This window comes from Photobacterium kishitanii (genome assembly GCF_000613045.3).
Lineage (GTDB): Bacteria > Pseudomonadota > Gammaproteobacteria > Enterobacterales > Vibrionaceae > Photobacterium > Photobacterium kishitanii.
The window spans coordinates 701274-719931 of record NZ_LN794352.1; the positions used below are offsets into that span (position 1 = coordinate 701274).

At 42.7% G+C, this 18658-nt stretch carries 12 protein-coding genes, 2 tRNA genes and 2 rRNA genes; 10 read left to right on the forward strand and 6 right to left on the reverse strand.

The features are described from left to right. The first annotated feature begins 14 nt into the window (after positions 1-14). The 4 genes from PPBDW_RS03570 to PPBDW_RS03585 all read left to right on the forward strand — a co-directional run bounded on the left by PPBDW_RS03570 (position 15) and on the right by PPBDW_RS03585 (position 3382). Positions 15-2908 (forward strand): 23S ribosomal RNA (locus PPBDW_RS03570). A gap of 136 nt (positions 2909-3044) precedes the next feature. Beyond that, positions 3045-3160 (forward strand): 5S ribosomal RNA (rrf, locus tag PPBDW_RS03575). 32 nt (positions 3161-3192) lie between these two features. Then, positions 3193-3269: transfer RNA gene (locus PPBDW_RS03580), tRNA-Asp, on the forward strand. Between the two features lie 36 nt (positions 3270-3305). Then, a tRNA-Trp gene (locus PPBDW_RS03585) sits at positions 3306-3382 on the forward strand. A gap of 651 nt (positions 3383-4033) precedes the next feature. On the opposite strand, the gene PPBDW_RS03590 is transcribed toward PPBDW_RS03585, so the two are convergent. Beyond that, positions 4034-6007, reverse strand: a complete 1974-nt coding sequence (locus PPBDW_RS03590; protein WP_036796245.1) for a GMC family oxidoreductase — start codon at positions 6005-6007, stop codon at positions 4034-4036. A 311-nt stretch (positions 6008-6318) separates the two neighbouring features. On the opposite strand from PPBDW_RS03590, the gene PPBDW_RS03595 reads away from it, so the two are divergent. Next, complete coding sequence (locus PPBDW_RS03595; protein ID WP_036793454.1) at positions 6319-6654, forward strand: DUF1904 domain-containing protein; 336 nt, start codon at positions 6319-6321, stop codon at positions 6652-6654. A gap of 97 nt (positions 6655-6751) precedes the next feature. Next, positions 6752-7618 (forward strand): endonuclease/exonuclease/phosphatase family protein, encoded by an 867-nt coding sequence (locus PPBDW_RS03600; RefSeq protein WP_036793455.1) that lies wholly within the window; start codon positions 6752-6754, stop codon positions 7616-7618. On the opposite strand, the gene PPBDW_RS03605 is transcribed toward PPBDW_RS03600, so the two are convergent. The 3 genes from PPBDW_RS03605 to gloB form a co-directional block, all read right to left on the reverse strand. After that, on the reverse strand, positions 7615-8304 hold the full coding sequence (locus tag PPBDW_RS03605) for a Yip1 family protein (RefSeq protein WP_036793457.1): 690 nt from the start codon (positions 8302-8304) through the stop codon (positions 7615-7617). The genes PPBDW_RS03600 and PPBDW_RS03605 overlap by 4 nt on opposite strands. Next, positions 8301-9848, reverse strand: a complete 1548-nt coding sequence (locus tag PPBDW_RS03610) for a LysM peptidoglycan-binding domain-containing protein (RefSeq protein ID WP_036796246.1) — start codon at positions 9846-9848, stop codon at positions 8301-8303. Before PPBDW_RS03610 ends, PPBDW_RS03605 begins: the two co-directional genes overlap by 4 nt. Positions 9849-9919: 71 nt before the next feature. Beyond that, positions 9920-10678: a hydroxyacylglutathione hydrolase gene (gloB, locus tag PPBDW_RS03615; protein WP_036793459.1), complete on the reverse strand. Its 759-nt coding sequence runs from the start codon at positions 10676-10678 to the stop codon at positions 9920-9922. A 41-nt stretch (positions 10679-10719) separates the two neighbouring features. Between gloB and PPBDW_RS03620 the strand changes: the two genes are divergently transcribed. After that, positions 10720-11478: a class I SAM-dependent methyltransferase gene (locus PPBDW_RS03620; RefSeq protein WP_036793460.1), complete on the forward strand. Its 759-nt coding sequence runs from the start codon at positions 10720-10722 to the stop codon at positions 11476-11478. Positions 11479-11485: 7 nt separating this feature from the next. Here the strand turns inward: PPBDW_RS03620 and rnhA are convergent, their stop codons facing one another. Further along, positions 11486-11950, reverse strand: coding sequence for a ribonuclease HI (gene rnhA, locus PPBDW_RS03625; RefSeq protein WP_036793461.1), 465 nt, complete (start codon positions 11948-11950; stop codon positions 11486-11488). 54 nt (positions 11951-12004) lie between these two features. On the opposite strand from rnhA, the gene dnaQ reads away from it, so the two are divergent. Together dnaQ and PPBDW_RS03635 are read left to right on the forward strand one after the other, a co-directional pair. Then, a complete protein-coding gene (gene dnaQ / locus PPBDW_RS03630) occupies positions 12005-12727 on the forward strand; it encodes a DNA polymerase III subunit epsilon (protein WP_036793462.1) in 723 nt (240 codons plus the stop codon). Positions 12728-12734: 7 nt separating this feature from the next. Beyond that, positions 12735-13943, forward strand: coding sequence for a TIGR03503 family protein (locus tag PPBDW_RS03635; RefSeq protein ID WP_036793463.1), 1209 nt, complete (start codon positions 12735-12737; stop codon positions 13941-13943). A 51-nt stretch (positions 13944-13994) separates the two neighbouring features. Here the strand turns inward: PPBDW_RS03635 and fadE are convergent, their stop codons facing one another. Beyond that, positions 13995-16448, reverse strand: coding sequence for an acyl-CoA dehydrogenase FadE (fadE, locus tag PPBDW_RS03640; RefSeq protein WP_036793464.1), 2454 nt, complete (start codon positions 16446-16448; stop codon positions 13995-13997). 491 nt (positions 16449-16939) lie between these two features. Between fadE and dauA the strand changes: the two genes are divergently transcribed. Further along, positions 16940-18631, forward strand: coding sequence for a C4-dicarboxylic acid transporter DauA (gene dauA, locus PPBDW_RS03645; RefSeq protein WP_036793465.1), 1692 nt, complete (start codon positions 16940-16942; stop codon positions 18629-18631). The last annotated feature ends 27 nt before the right edge of the window (positions 18632-18658 follow it).

Below are 18658 nucleotides of genomic sequence, written 5' to 3' on the forward strand. Positions count from 1 at the left end.
TCTTGGGGTTGTATGGTTAAGTGACTAAGCGTACACGGTGGATGCCTTGGCAGTCAGAGGCGATGAAGGACGTATTAACTTGCGATAAGCCCAGATTAGGCAGTAAAAGCCACTTGAGTCTGGGATTTCCGAATGGGGAAACCCACTAGCATAAGCTAGTATCATTAACTGAATACATAGGTTAATGAAGCGAACCGGGGGAACTGAAACATCTAAGTACCCCGAGGAAGAGAAATCAACCGAGATTCCGGTAGTAGCGGCGAGCGAAACCGGATTAGCCCTTAAGCTAGTTCTGCGTTAGGTGAAGGTTCTGGAAAGGACCGCGATACAGGGTGATAGCCCCGTAACCAAAAATGCAGTCTTAGTGAAATCGAGTAGGACGGGACACGTGATATCCTGTTTGAACATGGGGGGACCATCCTCCAAGGCTAAATACTCCTGACTGACCGATAGTGAACCAGTACCGTGAGGGAAAGGCGAAAAGAACCCCTGTGAGGGGAGTGAAATAGAACCTGAAACCGTGTACGTACAAGCAGTAGGAGCCCACTTGTTGGGTGACTGCGTACCTTTTGTATAATGGGTCAGCGACTTAATTTTAGTAGCAAGGTTAACCGTTTAGGGGAGCCGTAGGGAAACCGAGTCTTAACTGGGCGTCATAGTTGCTAGGATTAGACCCGAAACCGAGTGATCTAGCCATGGGCAGGTTGAAGGTGAGGTAACACTTACTGGAGGACCGAACCGACTAATGTTGAAAAATTAGCGGATGACTTGTGGCTAGGGGTGAAAGGCCAATCAAACTCGGAGATAGCTGGTTCTCCCCGAAAGCTATTTAGGTAGCGCCTCGGACGAATACTACTGGGGGTAGAGCACTGTTAAGGCTAGGGGGTCATCCCGACTTACCAACCCTTTGCAAACTCCGAATACCAGTAAGTACTATCCGGGAGACACACGGCGGGTGCTAACGTCCGTCGTGAAGAGGGAAACAACCCAGACCGCCAGCTAAGGTCCCAAAGTTATAGCTAAGTGGGAAACGATGTGGGAAGGCTCAGACAGCCAGGATGTTGGCTTAGAAGCAGCCATCATTTAAAGAAAGCGTAATAGCTCACTGGTCGAGTCGGCCTGCGCGGAAGATTTAACGGGGCTAAGCTATACACCGAAGCTGCGGCAATGTGAATTTATTCACATTGGGTAGGGGAGCGTTCTGTAAGCCGTTGAAGGTGCATTGTAAAGTGTGCTGGAGGTATCAGAAGTGCGAATGCTGACATGAGTAACGATAAAGGGAGTGAAAAACTCCCTCGCCGGAAGATCAAGGGTTCCTGTCCAACGTTAATCGGGGCAGGGTAAGTCGACCCCTAAGGCGAGGCCGAAAGGCGTAGTCGATGGGAAACGGGTTAATATTCCCGTACTTCTTATAATTGCGATGGAGGGACGGAGAAGGCTAGGTGAGCCTGGCGACGGTTGTCCAGGTCCAAGTATGTAGGCTGATGGTTTAGGCAAATCCGGACCATCTTAAGGCTGAGATACGATGTCGAGCTACTACGGTAGTGAAGTCATTGATGCCATGCTTCCGGGAAAAGCTTCTAAGCTTCAGATTATAAGAAATCGTACCCCAAACCGACACAGGTGATCAGGTAGAGAATACCAAGGCGCTTGAGAGAACTCGGGTGAAGGAACTAGGCAAAATGGTACCGTAACTTCGGGAGAAGGTACGCTCCTAGCGGTGATGAGACTTGCTCTCTAAGCTGCCGGGAGTCGCAGATACCAGGTGGCTGCAACTGTTTATTAAAAACACAGCACTGTGCAAAATCGAAAGATGACGTATACGGTGTGACGCCTGCCCGGTGCCGGAAGGTTAATTGATGGGGTTAGACTTCGGTCGAAGCTCTTGATCGAAGCCCCGGTAAACGGCGGCCGTAACTATAACGGTCCTAAGGTAGCGAAATTCCTTGTCGGGTAAGTTCCGACCTGCACGAATGGCGTAATGATGGCCACGCTGTCTCCACCCGAGACTCAGTGAAATTGAAATCGCAGTGAAGATGCTGTGTACCCGCGGCTAGACGGAAAGACCCCGTGAACCTTTACTATAGCTTGGCACTGAACATTGACCCTACATGTGTAGGATAGGTGGGAGACGTTGAAGCAACCGCGCCAGTGGTTGTGGAGTCAATCTTGAAATACCACCCTTGTATGCTTGATGTTCTAACGTTGGCCCCTTATCGGGGTTACGGACAGTGCCTGGTGGGTAGTTTGACTGGGGCGGTCTCCTCCCAAAGAGTAACGGAGGAGCACGAAGGTGGGCTAATCACGGTCGGACATCGTGAGGTTAGTGCAATGGCATAAGCCCGCTTGACTGCGAGAATGACAATTCGAGCAGGTGCGAAAGCAGGTCATAGTGATCCGGTGGTTCTGAATGGAAGGGCCATCGCTCAACGGATAAAAGGTACTCCGGGGATAACAGGCTGATACCGCCCAAGAGTTCATATCGACGGCGGTGTTTGGCACCTCGATGTCGGCTCATCACATCCTGGGGCTGAAGTCGGTCCCAAGGGTATGGCTGTTCGCCATTTAAAGTGGTACGCGAGCTGGGTTTAGAACGTCGTGAGACAGTTCGGTCCCTATCTGCCGTGGGCGTTGGATGATTGAGAGGGGCTGCTCCTAGTACGAGAGGACCGGAGTGGACGAACCGCTGGTGTTCGGGTTGTATCGCCAGATGCATTGCCCGGTAGCTAAGTTCGGAATCGATAACCGCTGAAAGCATCTAAGCGGGAAGCGAGCCTCAAGATGAGTCATCCCTAGACCTTTAAGGTCTCTAAAGGGTTGTTGAAGACTACAACGTTGATAGGTCAGGTGTGTAAGTGCTGCGAGGCATTGAGCTAACTGATACTAATTGCCCGTGAGGCTTAACCATACAACACCTAAGGGGTTTTTCTTCTCTAAGAGAAGAGACGGACTCTACAAATGCTTGAATGCGTGTTGAGAACAACTAGTTAGATTTTCCCAGATTGCTATTTATTGCCATAAGGCGATAAATAAAACAGAATTTGCTTGGCGACCATAGCGTTATGGACCCACCTGATCCCTTGCCGAACTCAGTAGTGAAACGTAATAGCGCCGATGGTAGTGTGGGGTCTCCCCATGTGAGAGTAGGACATCGCCAGGCTTCAAATTGCTTAAATGCTGAATAGACACTGCGGAGTGGTAGTTCAGTTGGTTAGAATACCGGCCTGTCACGCCGGGGGTCGCGGGTTCGAGTCCCGTCCACTCCGCCATTACTAAAGACATAGTTAAGTCTTTAAAATAACTACAGGGGTGTAGCTCCAACTGGCAGAGCAGCGGATTCCAAATCCGCGTGTTGGGAGTTCGAATCTCTCCACCCCTGCCATCTTCAAGAAAGCCTCGACAGCAATGTCGGGGCTTTTTTACGTCTGTATCATTATGATAGAGCTCAAACTGGCAGCGCAGCAGCTTCCGCCATACCGAAAATCAGCGCGTGTTGGGAGTTCGAATCTCTCCACCCCTGCCATCTTCAAGAAAGCCTCGACAGCAATGTCGGGGCTTTTTTACGTCTGTATCATTGTGATAGATAGGGTGTAGCTTCAACTGGCAGCGCCGCGGATTCAGCGATACCGAAAATCAGCGCCTGTTGGGCGTTTGAAACTTGTAACCCTTGCCATCTTCAAGAAAGCCTCGACAGTAATGTGAGGATTTTTTACATCTGTATCATTGTGATAGATAGGGGGTAGCTTCAACTGGCAGCGCAGCGGATTCAGTGATACCGAAAATCAGCGCGTGTTGGAAGTTCGAATCTTTCCACCCCTGCCATCTTCAAGAAAGCCTCGACAGTAATGTCGGGGCTTTTTTACATCTGTATCATTGTGATAGATCGGTGTAGCTTCAACTGGCAGCGCAGCAGATTCAGCGATATCGAAAATCAGCGCGTGTTGGAAGCTTGAATCTCGTTATCTTAGCCATCTTCAAGAAAGTCTCGACAGTAATGTGAGGATTTTTTACATCTGTATCATTGTGATGGATTTTAGTTAAAGGCATCCTGAGCAATAACATCTGCAGCTTTCTCACTTAACATATAAATAGCGATTGTAGGAAAGAAACCTGGAATATTAGGGAAAACACTGGCATCCACGACACGGAGTCCATCGGTACCATAGACTTTAAAATTACTATCTAATACAGCCATTGGATCATCGATAGATCCAATTTTTGCGGTACAAGAAGCGTGATGTCCCCATGATTCATTCATAATAAAATTCTGAATTTCTCGATCGGTATTAATATGGTTTCCTGGCCATACTTCTTTATGAAAGACCTTATTAAAGGTTGCTTTAGTTGAGTAGCGTGCAGTTTTTCTTATTAATTTTACCCCTTTCATTATTGCTTCAAGATCATCGTAATGCTCATTACTAGGCGTTACACCAGCTTGAGGATCGCCAAAATATTTAAAATTGATGATTGGTGTATCTAGAGGATCTGCACTTCTTAGTGATACGACGCCTCGATTGTTACTATGGCCTTTTAATAGTAACCAAGTGTATTGGTTGTCTGGATCAAAAGTATCTTCGCTGTAGCCTGGGTAGTAACCTTTGAATGTTCCTCCAATAGCAAATATATATAAATCTGGATCTAATTGATTAATTTCATTAGTTATCGCTTTTTTATTACCGTGTAAATCATAGCGTTGGGATTTCGTTACCATACTGATTAGTGCGCCTGGTTGTGTATAGACTCCTTTTTGTTGATTTTCCCAATCATGATGACAGTTATCCTTATTGTATGGGTCAAAATTACAGTTTGTTAAAGCCGGGAAGTTTTTAGGTCCAAAATCAAAAATCCAAAAGCGATGTCTTTTTTCAAAAACTAAAGGTATTTCGTAACGATCTTGAAGGTTTTTTCCTACTCCCGGTAGATTGACGTTGACAGTAATACCATGTTTTTGGAGTTCTTTTTTGTCTCCAATACCTGATAGCATCAGTAGTTGTGGGGTGTTAAATGCCCCTGCGGATAAAATAACTTCTTTGCTCGCTCTATAGTAGGTTGGGGTTGGAGCAATGCTAGCTGCGGAGTTTCGATCTGCTCGATATAAATGTGCGCCATGTAAAACTTCGATACCTTCAGCTTTTGGAAGTGTATTGTGGTGTTTAACCATGACGACTTTCGTTGCTAATGTATGCGTTTTTAGCGTTAGTGGGTATCCAGCTTCAATAGTAGAAGTAATGCGACCAGCCACTCCAGAACGACGTCCTTGTTCATCAACGGCAACGGGCACTTGATATAAACCTTCGGGTTCATTGTCGCTACGGAGTTTATTTATATCTTTAAATGGAAATAAAAAACTAGGATGATCTGCTTGTCCGCGATCCGCTTGTTTTACGGCTCCAGCAAAAATATCTAAATAACTAAATTTGACCGCAGGAGAAAGAGGAGAATATAACTGCCCATTTTTATTTGGTGCTAAGAGGGCATTATGATTGATAGGTTGCCAACCTTGACGTCCATGACCTGTGGATTCATTTTTACCATAAAGGTTACGTTCAACTTTAGTGAGATAGTGTCGCATATTACTTGCAGACCAAGAGTCATCACCAGTCATTTTGGCGATATTATCCCAATCACTGTTGTGTGGGATAACCGAAATCATGGCATTGACGGCAGTTGAGCCACCGATAGTTGATCCTCGAGGGTAAAAAATGCCGGTTGAGTTATCTGGGCATCCTGATTTTTGCGGACAATGTTTACTATCTAATTTATTTCGGTTGGGATCACTATAATGATTGATGAAATATTGCCACGATAGTCTTGGATGCTCACTGGCTTTAACATGCAGAGCGGGGGCGTCCATCAAATCTTTGTCTGCAGGATTGAGATCTCCAGCTTCAACCAGTAGTACTTTAAATCCTCGCTCAGCTAAGCTTGAAGCCAATGGACCACCACCGGCTCCTGCACCAACAACGATATAATCATAAACCGCTTTATAATTTTCAGCATGAGCCATAACTGATATCGGTAGTAATAGCCCTGTTATTAATAACTTAGCTATTATTATCAATGTTTTTTTGAATAGTAATATTAAAGATTTTATTGATAACATATTGAAATACCTAAATTCTTGTGATGGTTAAGAAAAAAAGGTCATATGTATAATGTCTAATTAATATAGGTATAAATATAGTTGTTAATATCGATTTCATCAATTACATCGGTGTGAGTTAAGGCTGATGTAATAATTGGCATAATAAAAACTCGAGATCGAATCATATTAAGTGGTAATGTAGTCGCGTAACTAGTCATTTATCGGGAGTTTTTATGCCACACCTTCGCTTTCGTGCTATTGCATTTGATACAGTAAAGCAGCTATCAACAAAATTGGTTGATGATTTACAGCCTTTAATGGCTTGCCCTCGTGAAGATTTTACCGTTGAGCATATTCCTGCATCATTTATATTTGACGGGGAAGTGTCAGATGCTTACCCCTTTGTTGAAGTCTTTTGGTTTGATCGTGGACAACAAACCCAAGATCTCGTTGCTGATACAATTACTGCGGTCGTTAGAGCAGCAGTTGAAGATCCACAGCAAGATGTCGCTGTTATTTTTACCGCGCTGACACCTTCTGCTTATTATGATAATGGTAAACATTATTAAGCCATCTCTATTCTTATACTGATGTTGTTATTTCTAATTTTACGATGATATCAGCCCATTAACGTAATGGGCTGAGTTGTCTTTGTAGGCTGGTATTATGGCGCGTAGAACAAAAACAAAAGTGGTTGCTGGCTTAGGGGTCGTAGCAGGCGCATTGGGCCTAGGAGCATTTAATTCTTCATTTGATGTCTCGATGCAACCTGAAGTTACTAACGAAGTGTTTGCACCTCACTTTAGCTATCATTGTATTGAAAGTGAAATTGCGCCACCACTTGATAATAATGGCATGTTGACAGTAGCTGTATGGAATATTTATAAGCAGCAACGACCAAATTGGCGTTCAGCATTAGCATCATTTACTCAAAAAAGTGATTTAGTATTATTACAAGAGGCAAGTTTAAATACTGAGTTACAAACCTATCTAGATAGCAGTCATTGGCAAGTTAGGATGGCGAATGCGTTTCGATTTCTTGATACTCCAGCTGGAGTCATGAATTTATCGCGAGTATCATCGCGTCAAACCTGCGCTTATCTTGCCATGGAGCCGTGGTTACGGTTGCCTAAATCAGCATTACTGTCACAATTTTCATTGTCCGATGGACAAACATTAGCCGTGGTTAATCTACATGGTGTTAATTTTGCGATTGGCTTAAATGAATATAGACAGCAATTGGATAGCTTAAAAGCGGTCTTAGAGTTGCATCAAGGACCGATTATATTAGCTGGTGACTTTAATACATGGCGTAAAGCGCGGATTAAAGTTGTACGAGCTTTTGCACATTCGTTGGGATTAAAAGAAGTGCATTATCATAATGACCAGCGAGTTAGGGTATTAGGTAAACCATTAGATCACCTTTATTACCGCGATTTACGCTTGGTAACAGCAGAAGCACCTAAAACAGATGCTTCTGATCATAATCCATTATTAGCGACGTTTAAGTTAGTGCCACCGATAGTTCATTAAGCTGAAATAATCAGTAATGGCCATACAATAATGGTCAGTACCCAAGGGAGTACCGCAACAATGATTGCTTTGGCGCGATCGAGATCTGTCCATGCACTTACTGCTGCGTAGGTTAAAGCGATGTACCATGGCGCTAATAACGGCATGGTTGTCGCGATTGCTGCCCAGCGATTATTCATTGGTAATTTTAACAAACCATTAAAACTGTTTAAATCAGCGGCATTAGGCAGAATATTATTATGGTTGAAAACAATATTAATATAGCTAGCAATGTCACCAATAAAAGATGGCAGCATAATAAAGCAGGCCGCAGCAAGCCATTTACCATAGCTGTGTTGATGCTGACTACCTTTGGTTGCTAATTTTAACCATAAAGCCAGTACAAAAATCACTACAGTGCGGCCAGTGATATCGCTAAATACCTCACCAGCAAGTAGCACTTCTCGTGTTAGCCATGACTGTTGTACATTTTCCCCAATATCGCCTAACTGAGCTTGAATTGCTTGTTGTAGCCATGGCATATCGACATGATTAAAGTAACCTCCCCAGACAATGAAGGAGCCTAAAATAATCATCAAGTAGGGTAAAATTGCCCACTTGGGACGCTCATAGATCGCGGCAAAGCATTCTATCGGTGAGCGAAAGAGATCGATGATAGCGATGACTGGGTTTTTTGATGGTGTCATGCTTTAACCTTACGATTATCAATAATTAATTTTAGCTGTTGGCCTTGCTTAATGTATTTGCTGTTAGCCAAATTATTCCATTTTTTGATTTCAGCGACAGAGACATCATAACGCTGCGCGATAACACTTAAACTATCACCACTGCGAATTGTGTAACTGATCGTTTTGCGACCCGCTGTGGTTTTTTTAGCTACGGCAGTTGTTGATACTTTTAATCGTTGGCCTTTTTGCAGTACTGCATTTTTACTCAGGCGGTTAAGTTGCTTGAGTTTGGTGATACTGGTTTTATGATTGCGTGCGATACTCCATAGGCTATCACCTGACTGGACAACATAATGTTGCGCTTCTACCTTGATAGCGGCACGGTGTTGACGATTAACTAATGAAATAGGTGACGTTGGAATTGTCAGTGACTGTCCAATACGAAGATTAGTCGTTTTGAGTTTATTTATCTTTTGAATCGCTTTAATATTGCTGTGGTAACGCTCAGCGATTAATCCTAGGCTTTCACCTGCTTTTACGCGGTGATGGTGGGTAACCATGCTTGCATTACGATTCTGGGCTAATTCACGCTTAAAACGTTTAACTTTATCGATTGGTAATAATAGCTGATTAAGCCCATTCGGTGCGGTTACACCACGGCGGTATGCTGGATTAAGATCTTTAAGCTCACTGATACTGATACCTGCAAATTTTGCAGCAATCGTAAGATCCATTTGTACGCCAGGTTTAACAATTTCGATAACGGGCTTGTTACTAATTGGAGCAAGGTGAAAACCATACTTTTTCGGGTGCATGATAATATCAGCAACGGCATAAAGTTTAGGTACATAACTGCTGGTTTCTTTCGGTAAGTCTAGCGCCCAATAATCAGTGGGTTTTCCTGCCGCGCGGTTTTTACGAATGGCACTAAAAACACGTCCTTCACCAGTGTTATAAGCGGCTAGTGCTTGTTGCCAGTTGCCATCAAATTTATTATTTAAGTATTCAAGTAAATTAAGCGCGGCAGTGGTTGATTTAACCACATCACGGCGACCGTCATACCAGCTATTTTGTTTTAAGCCAAAACGACGTCCAGTATCTGGAATAATTTGCCATAGGCCAGCCGCTGCCATACTTGAATAAGCATGGGGATCAAATGAACTTTCTACTATCGGTAATAAGGCTAATTCAAGTGGCATGCCTCGTTTTTCGACTTGCTCTGTGATGTAATATAAGAACGGTTGAGCGCGTTGGGCTATGATTTCAAGATTACGCGGATTATCTAGATACCAGTTACGGTAGTATTGTACGCGTTTGTTATTAGGGATCTTGGTCTTAATCTGCATCGCAATGCGATCCCATACATCCTGTTGTTGTTGTGGTGTCAGTTTAGCGACCACAGGCAGTGGTTTTTTGACAATAGGTGCCACAGGTACAACAGAAGTATTAGTAGGTTGCTCAACGACAGTATTTTGTTGGTTAGTATCGACCTGTGTTGTCTCTTTGGTAGTTTGACAACCTGCGATAACAAGTACACTTGCTAAAAGGATTTTGAATTTCATGACAGTCGTTTGTAGCCAAAATGGTTGGTGATAATACTTGCCCAACCACCTTGGTTACAAGGGAAGATGCATTAAAACTCATCTTTCCAACGTCGAAGTGCTGCAAATGTCTCAATATCTGAGTTATCGTACGCTTTATCAGCAACAGAGCGCTTAATACTTGGCTGATCACAACGTAAAAAAGGGTTAATAAGCTTTTCATTATTGAGGGTCGTCGGCAGAGTACTTTGACCGTTGGCACGCAGTCGATTAACTTGATCACGATAACGTTGTAGATGAGCGTTATCCTGTTCTGCCACTAATGCGAACGCAAGATTTCCGGCAGTGTATTCATGAGCACAATAAATCTTTGTTTCATCTGGTAATGAGGCGATTTTTTGTAATGAATTAAACATTTGGGCTGGTGTACCTTCAAAAATGCGACCACAGCCTGCAGAGAATAATGTATCGCCACAAAATAGCTTTTCATCACCGACATATGCAATATGCCCAAGGGTGTGTCCTGGTACGCTAAGTACCATAAAGCGTTCACCAAAAATATCGACTTGATCGCCATCTTCGACTGGACGAGTGATACCTGGAATTGGCTCATCATTAGGACCAACAACTTTGATGGTAGGGAAGCGACGTTTTAATTCACTGATACCACCCACATGGTCATGATGATGATGAGTGATCAGGATCGCGTCTAGAATTAAATTATCTTTATCTATTGCCTCAAGAACCGGCGTGGCATCCCCTGGATCAACAACGACACAATGATTGTCTGGGTTTTGAATTAGCCAGATGTAATTGTCTTTAAATGCGGGTATGCTTTTAACAGTTAACATGAATTTTGTCTCCAGCCTTATCAGGTGTTGAGCAGTATCTTATGAAGCCAGCGCGTACAGTAACACACATTGAAGTTCCTTATACATGGTCGAATGTGATCAATGGTGAATGGGTAGCAGAATTATTACAGGCACGCCTCGATGAGTGGTGCCCTAAATTGTTTGGCTACCATATGTTAAAGCTTGGTGGCTTAAGTGCAGAGCTGACCAGTAGCCATTGTAATATTCAACATCAAATCAGCGTCGATAAGCTCAGTCCTAAGCGCACTATTGTGGCTGATGCGTTAGAGTTACCCTTCATTGAAAAGTCATTTGATGCTTGCTTGTTAATGCATCAGTTGGATTATTCTATTGATCCTCATCGATTATTACGGGAAATTGATCGAGTGATGGTTGACGATGGCTACTTGGTATTAAGTGGTAACAACCCGCTGAGCCTCTTAGGTTTACGAGGGTTATTACCGTGGAATCGTCACCAAGCACCGTGGACCGGAAGAATGTATTTACCATTTCGTATTAATGATTGGCTGCGATTACTTAATTATGAAGTGGTGTATCAAGAAACGTTTGCAATCGTACCCGCAACCCGTCATCTAGCTTGTGCGGAGTGGCTTGAGCATGTCCTCTCAGAACCTTTATCGGCAGTAGGTAGCTTGTATTTTATTGTGGCGCGTAAACGCACTTGTCCACTTAAGCCAATTAAACCGACATGGAAATTACGTCGTCAATTAGCACCATTGCGGATTAACTGTCGTACTCAAGTTGAAAAAACGTTACCTAAATCCCCACCGCGTACGTAAACTAAGCTTAGCTTGGTTGATAACCAGTATCAGCTTGGGTTGGGTTTTCAGCTGCGGTACGGGCCAAGACATCACAACGTTCATTTTCTGGGTGACCAGCATGGCCTTTAACCCAATGCCATTGCACTTGATGACGCTGAGTTTCTAGATCCAGTTGCTGCCATAAGTCAGCATTTTTGACTGGTTTTTTATCCGCAGTTTGCCAACCACGTTTTTTCCAATTATGGATCCATTGAGTAATTCCTTGGCGCACATATTGGCTGTCAGTGGTAAGATCTACTGAGCATGGCTGTTTTAGACTTGCCAGTCCCATAATGGCAGCAAGAAGCTCCATGCGGTTATTGGTGGTCATTAAATAGCCGCCACTGAGCTCTTTTTCGTGTTGTTTGTATCTTAGTACTGTGCCATAACCGCCAGGACCTGGATTTCCTAAACACGATCCATCGGTGAAAATTTCTACCTGCTTCATCATTGTGGGTAGCTTTACCTTCTATTATAAAAACTTAAGTCTGACACATTAACTACTATGAAAGCCACTAACCAACGCATTATTGTATTTGATACAGAAACAACCGGTATGAACATGACCGGCCCTCATTATGAAGGTCACGGCATTGTTGAAATTGGTGCTGTTGAAATCATTAATCGTAAATTAACCGGTAATACGTTTCATGTTTATATAAAACCTGATCGAAATATCGATCCAGAAGCGATTGCTGTCCATGGTATTACTGATGAATTTTTGCGTGATAAACCCGTGTATGCTGAAATTCATCAAGAGTTTATTGATTTTATTGATGGCGCTGAACTCGTCGCACATAATGCATCGTTCGATACCGGTTTTATGGATTATGAATTCCATAAAATGGGCGCGTCAATTGCGAAAATAGAAGATATCTGTCAGGTAACCGATACCTTAGAAATGGCAAAAAGGCTGTTTCCAGGTAAACGTAATAACCTTGATATTTTATGTTCACGTTATGGCATTGATAATTCTCATCGTACTTTGCACGGCGCATTACTCGATGCTGAGATTCTAGCTGACGTTTATTTGATGATGACCGGTGGTCAAACATCATTACGTTTAAGTAGTGGTAACGATGATTCTGCAACAGAAACCACTATTCGCCGTTTAGCGAGCGGTCGAAAAGTATTAAAGGTTATTCATGCAGCTGCCGATGAACTAACAGCACATCAAGATAGGCTTGATCTGATTGGTAAAAAGGCTGACGTTATTTGGCGTCTTTAGGGGCATTATGTTGCGGCGATTATGGTTACTTCTTTTCTATGTTCCACTTTGTGCTTGGGCACAAACTGAGACGAGATTAACTTGGCTTGATAATCGTTTTCGAGTTGATCCTGAAATAGAACAAATCACATTTGTTGTGACGCGTAAGCAGCCTAGTCAGTCGGTGGTATTAGTTGCACCTGATGGGCGTAAGTATTATGCCGATCGTCATTCTAAAGCTATGTCATGGTACAGCGATAAGGGGATGGATATTATTTCGATTAATCATCCGATGGCTGGGCCTTGGCAAGCATTAGGGAAAGTATCGACTAATAATGGCATTAGAATAATTTCTAATATCCAACTTGACGCTCATCAATTACCGGCGCAATTGTATCAAACCGAAGTGCTAAAATTTAGCGCCCGATTAACCCAAAATCAACAGCCATTATTGCTCCGTGATTTTTTAGATCGAGTGCAGTTAAAAGTAATTTTTTATCCTATAACTTCTGATTTATCCAATGATACAGTTGATGAATCGACAGCAATAGAAGTCGGTACATTTGCTGATAATGGTCATGAATATGATGAAGTTGCTGGTGACGGTGTATTTACTGTAGCACTTAATATTGATGTTGTGCCTGGTAAGTATCGAGTAAAAATCGCGTCAACGAACGGTGTTTTTGAACGCGCAGTAGAACAAACAGTGTTAGTTTATCCGACCCCAATAACAACCACGTTCACGCAGAGTCATCGGTCATTAATATCCCATGTGGTTAATATTGAAACCAAGCCTGAGCAAATTGTTGCGGGTTCATTAGCGGCTTATTTAGTTGTTAAGCAACCACAGACTAAACCACAAATTCTTCAACGTAGTACTACGGCACCACAGTCACAATTAGAATTGACATGGCTCAATGATAGTCATGTTGGTAAAGCATGGTGGCGTGGTTGGGCTTATGTTACAGATGCTTTGACGCAGAGAGAGTTAGTATTTAGGTTGCCAAAACAAAATTATACTCAGGTGGCAATTGTAACCCCGAGTTTAACTTCACCATTGGCTCAACAACGGTTGGAGCAGCAGTTAGCTGCACGTAAGGCTGAGCAGCGCCAACAACGGTTATTATGGATAGCTATTACAAATATTATTGTCGTTATTAGCGCGATTACATTGTTATTACTGTGGCGTCGTAAACGAACGTCAAAACATGATTTGATGTTGCCTAATGAGTTATAATAAAAAGGGGAGCATGATGCTTCCCCTATTTGTAGTAATAATACTTGGTGTTTAAGCTGCACTATGGATCTGTGGTGCAGTTTGAGGTGGGTTGACGGCTAACTGCTGTGGATCAAAATCATCAACATTAATTGTATATAACCGTCCAGTTTCTGCGCGCTGGAGTAATTCAGCTTCTGCTGTGGTAATAACACCTAGCTCTAAGCCTTTAGCTGCAACTTTACCTAATTGCATGAAAGGTAATTGAGTGTTGGCAGCGAGGCAGACTCGATCATAAATAGGCTCGGCAGCGAGAATATCAAGCAGCGCCATTTCCATCATACCGACTGTATTATTTTCAGTGGCTTCTAAAAATTGACCGCGGCCAATACGATTCCTCGTTGCGGATGGAGTTTGAATTAAACGTGCCAGTTGATGATCAAGCTCATCAGTTGGTTTACGACGACGTAATCCAGTTGGCAATATCAATAATCGTAATCCACTGGCAATGGCCTTATTTGGAAAGTTAGCTAAAAAGTTATCAATGGCAACTTCGGTTTGATAAAGCGCATCTTGTAGTCCCCAATGTACTAACGCAATATCCTCTTGCTGCTGACCTTCATCGGTATAGCGTTTTAGAGTGGCAGAGGCTAAGTATAATTGGCTTAACACATCACCTAAACGGGCGGATAAGCGTTCTTTACGTTTGAGTGTGCCACCTAGCGTTACCATTGAAATATCTGCTAATAGTGCCAAGTTAGCACTGTAACGGTTTATTTGTTGATAATAGCGTTGGGTTGCGTTGTGATGTGGTGTAGGTGAACCTCGACCATCGGTTAACCCTAACCATAAACTACGGCTCATATTACTGATCACAAAACCGATGTGACTAAATAACGCAGTATCAAACTGATCAATAGCATGGTGTGGATTGTCGTTATAAGCGGCATTGATTTCATCCAGTACATATGGATGGCACCGAATAGCCCCTTGGCCAAAGATGATCATGGAGCGGGTTAGAATATTAGCGCCCTCAACGGTGACGGCAATGGGAGCGCCTTGATAACCTCGTGCTAGGAAGTTGCGTGGCCCCATACAAATACCTTTACCGCCTGCGATGTCCATAGCATCAATGATACTTTGCTGACTGCGATGGGTGCAGTGGTATTTTACAATGGCAGAGATAACCGCTGGTTTTTCCCCTAAATCTATTCCCGTGACAGTGAGTGTAGTTGCAGCATCAGTGACATAAGCATTACCAACAATACGTGCGAGTGGCTCTTCTATCCCCTCCATTTTACCGATGGGTAATTTAAACTGCCGACGAATACGAGCATAAGCACCGGTTGCCATTGCCGCGGTTTTTAAACCACCAGTTGCATTTGAAGGTAATGTTATTCCACGACCAACAGAGAGGCATTCAACGAGCATGCGCCATCCTTGTCCAGCCATGGCTTGGCCACCAATGATGAAATCGATAGGAACAAATATTTTATCGCCTCGAGTTGGGCCGTTTTGGAATGGAATATTAAGAGGAAAATGACGACGACCAATTTCAACGCCATCAACATCGGTAGGAATTAGCGCACAAGTAATGCCAAGATCATCCTTATCGCCGAGTAAATGATCGGGATCGAATAACTTAAATGCTAATCCTAATACTGTTGCGATAGGCGCTAAGGTGATATAACGCTTATTCCACGTTAACTCCATTCCAAGTACTTCTTTTCCTTGCCAAATACCTTTTTTGACTATGCCAAAATCAGGAATAGAGCCTGCATCAGATCCAGCCTCAGGACTTGTGAGTGCAAAACAAGGAATTTCTTTACCTGCTGCTAAACGGGGTAAATAATAATTTTTTTGCTCTTCAGTACCGTAGTGTTGTAGTAACTCACCAGGACCTAAAGAGTTCGGTACCCCAACTGTTGATGATAATACCGTTGATACACCGGTAAGTTTTTGTAAAACAAGCGATTGTGCATAGGCTGAAAATTCTAAACCGCCATATTTCTTTTTTATGATCATCGCAAAAAATTTATGCTGCTTGAGTTGTTGCCAAACTTCAGGTGGTAAATCGGCAAGATCATGAGTGACATGAAAGTCATTGACCATACGGCAAACATCATCCACAGGCCCATCTAAAAAAGCTTGTTCTGCGGGGGTTAGAGTCGGGGCTTGAATGGCATGTAGTTTGTTCCAATCAGGCTTGCCACTAAAAAGATCTGCTTCCCACCATACAGTACCTGCATCAATGGCTTCCTGCTCTGTTTGTGACATTTTTGGCATGACTTTTTTAAAGCTATTGAGCGCGTAATGAGTAATAAATTTTTTACGTAATGTGGGGGTATTTAGTACTAAAGCCACGCCGGTGAAAATTAGCCAACTGATAATTCCTGTAACATTTAACAGGGTACCTAAGACTAATAATGCAGCAATAGCGACAGTAAACTTAGGACGAGATGTTCGGTGATAGGCAAGAATAGCAAGTACACAGATAAAGCCAGTTAAATATATAAATGTCAGCATGGCGATTCTCCGTAATCATATAGCAGCACTATAGATTGCAGCTAAAAATTTCATTGAACTCATGGTTGATATTTTTAGAGGCAATATTACGCTACGTGTTTTAGAGTAAGGTGATTTAAAAAACAAGGTAAGAGGTCTAACCACCATTTATTTATTGTAATTTATTTTTTAAAGAAATGTAAAATATTTTGTTTAAAAATGGGAGCTAAAGAAGGAAGTAAAAACACTAATGCTACGTTTTTACTGGCATTGATCGAAATCAGGTACGAGTTTATTTTCACTTGCCAATTCTTTATCAAACGTTAACATGTAGCACTATTGTGATACTGTTCACGTTATTGAATCTGTGTTTTTTTTATACACTTGATAAGTGAGCCGTATTTCCGTTTGTTGCCTTTCCCGATTTCCGACTGACAGTTGCCCGCCGGACCCTCTTTCGGGTTGACATCAATACCTATTTTTTATGTGCAAATAAGCGCAGGGGTTTTGTTGTGTTGATTTTTCAAGCTCTCTCTCAATCGTGGAAACAGGGGTACTCCCTTTCCAAGTTTCGTGCCGATTTAGTCTCTGGTATTACCGTTGGTATTGTCGCTATTCCGCTAGGTATGGCATTAGCTATTGCAGTAGGTGTGCCACCACAGCATGGTTTATATACGGTTATCGTCGCGGGTTTTTTGGCTGCACTCTTAGGCGGGTCACGGTTTAATATTACTGGGCCGACTGCAGCTTTTGTGGTGATATTGTTACCGATAACGCAGAAATATGGTTTGTCGGGATTAATGTTAGCGACCATGATGTCAGGCATTATTTTATTACTGATGGGTGTTTTTAGGCTAGGACAGCTGGTGGCATATGTACCTTATCCAGTTACAACTGGTTTTACTGCCGGAATTGGATTTGTGATTGCTTTTTTACAACTAAAAGATTTGCTTGGTTTACATGTATTAGGTAGCCCGATTCATTTTCCTGAAAAAGTGATGGCTTATTCACATGCAATATCGACCACCAACTATGCTGATGCTCTGGTGGGTATTATTACCATTATGACCTTTATCGGTTGGGCTAAACTAAAAACCCGAATTCCACCTCATTTAGTTTCTTTGTTTGTGGGTACAGTTTTAGCGTTGGTTTTAAATCATTTCAGCCTTGAACATGTGACATTATTAGGTGAAAAATTCACCTACACTATTGGTAATATTATCGGTCACGGTATTCCACAAGAAGCGCCGCAATTTTTACCATTATGGCAATCTAATAATTTTAATTGGGCCACAGTGATTGAATTGATGCCATCAGCGTTAACGATTGCGATGTTAGGTTGCATTGAATCGTTACTATGTGCCGTTGTTGCCGATGGTATGACGAGTACCAAACATAATCCCAATGCGGAATTAGTTGGGCAAGGTTTAGCTAATATTGTGGTGCCTTTTTTTGGCGGTATACCAGCAACGGCTGCAATTGCTCGCACAGCGACTAATATTCGTTCTGGTGCTTTTTCACCGTTATCGGGCATTATTCATGCGCTGTTTGTGTTGGCTGCAATGATGGTTTTAGCACCAGCGTTGTCTTACGTGCCGATGAGTGCTTTAGCTGGCTTGTTAATCATGGTGGCTTGGAATATGTCGGAAGCCCCACATTTTGTACATACTCTAAAAGTTGCCCCACGGCGTGATGTAGCTGTGTTAATGACCTGTTTTATTTTGACTATTGCATTTGATATGGTTGTTGCGGTGATTGTGGGGCTGTTATTAGCTGGGGTGCTGTTTATTCAACGTATTGCTAGCTTAACCACGGTTACCATTACCCATGATAAACATCCTCATCTTAATTTTGGTAATGATGTGGTGGTATACGATATTAATGGACCATTATTTTTTGCTGCCAGTGAAAAAGCATTTTCTGTCATTGAACAGACAAATATGGAAACGCGAGCGGTGGTGCTTGATTTCAGTGATGTATCAACCATTGATATTACCGCGATCCATGCTTTTGAATTAGCATTAGATCGATTATCTGCGTTACCTGTATATTTGTTAGGGGTATTACCACATGTTGAGCGTAAATTGGAACATGCAGGGGTATTTGAACTAGCGAATCTTCATCTAGTGCATTCAATTACGCAATTACAGCAAATATTAGTGGTTAATTCTGGCATTGCGTCACATCAAGAGTCGACACTGTAAGTTATTTGTATGTAAACTGCGATTAAC

Excerpts from the sequence above, each read along its gene's own strand:
- dnaQ (WP_036793462.1), top strand. The coding sequence starts at position 12,005 with ATGAAAGCCACTAACCAACGCATTATTGTATTTGATACAGAAACAACC.
- fadE (WP_036793464.1), bottom strand. The coding sequence starts at position 16,448 with ATGCTGACATTTATATATTTAACTGGCTTTATCTGTGTACTTGCTATT.
- gloB (WP_036793459.1), bottom strand. The coding sequence starts at position 10,678 with ATGTTAACTGTTAAAAGCATACCCGCATTTAAAGACAATTACATCTGG.
- PPBDW_RS03620 (WP_036793460.1), top strand. The coding sequence starts at position 10,720 with ATGAAGCCAGCGCGTACAGTAACACACATTGAAGTTCCTTATACATGG.
- PPBDW_RS03595 (WP_036793454.1), top strand. The coding sequence starts at position 6,319 with ATGCCACACCTTCGCTTTCGTGCTATTGCATTTGATACAGTAAAGCAG.
- PPBDW_RS03610 (WP_036796246.1), bottom strand. The coding sequence starts at position 9,848 with ATGAAATTCAAAATCCTTTTAGCAAGTGTACTTGTTATCGCAGGTTGT.
- rnhA (WP_036793461.1), bottom strand. The coding sequence starts at position 11,950 with ATGATGAAGCAGGTAGAAATTTTCACCGATGGATCGTGTTTAGGAAAT.
- PPBDW_RS03605 (WP_036793457.1), bottom strand. The coding sequence starts at position 8,304 with ATGACACCATCAAAAAACCCAGTCATCGCTATCATCGATCTCTTTCGC.
- PPBDW_RS03600 (WP_036793455.1), top strand. The coding sequence starts at position 6,752 with ATGGCGCGTAGAACAAAAACAAAAGTGGTTGCTGGCTTAGGGGTCGTA.
- PPBDW_RS03635 (WP_036793463.1), top strand. The coding sequence starts at position 12,735 with ATGTTGCGGCGATTATGGTTACTTCTTTTCTATGTTCCACTTTGTGCT.
- PPBDW_RS03590 (WP_036796245.1), bottom strand. The coding sequence starts at position 6,007 with ATGGCTCATGCTGAAAATTATAAAGCGGTTTATGATTATATCGTTGTT.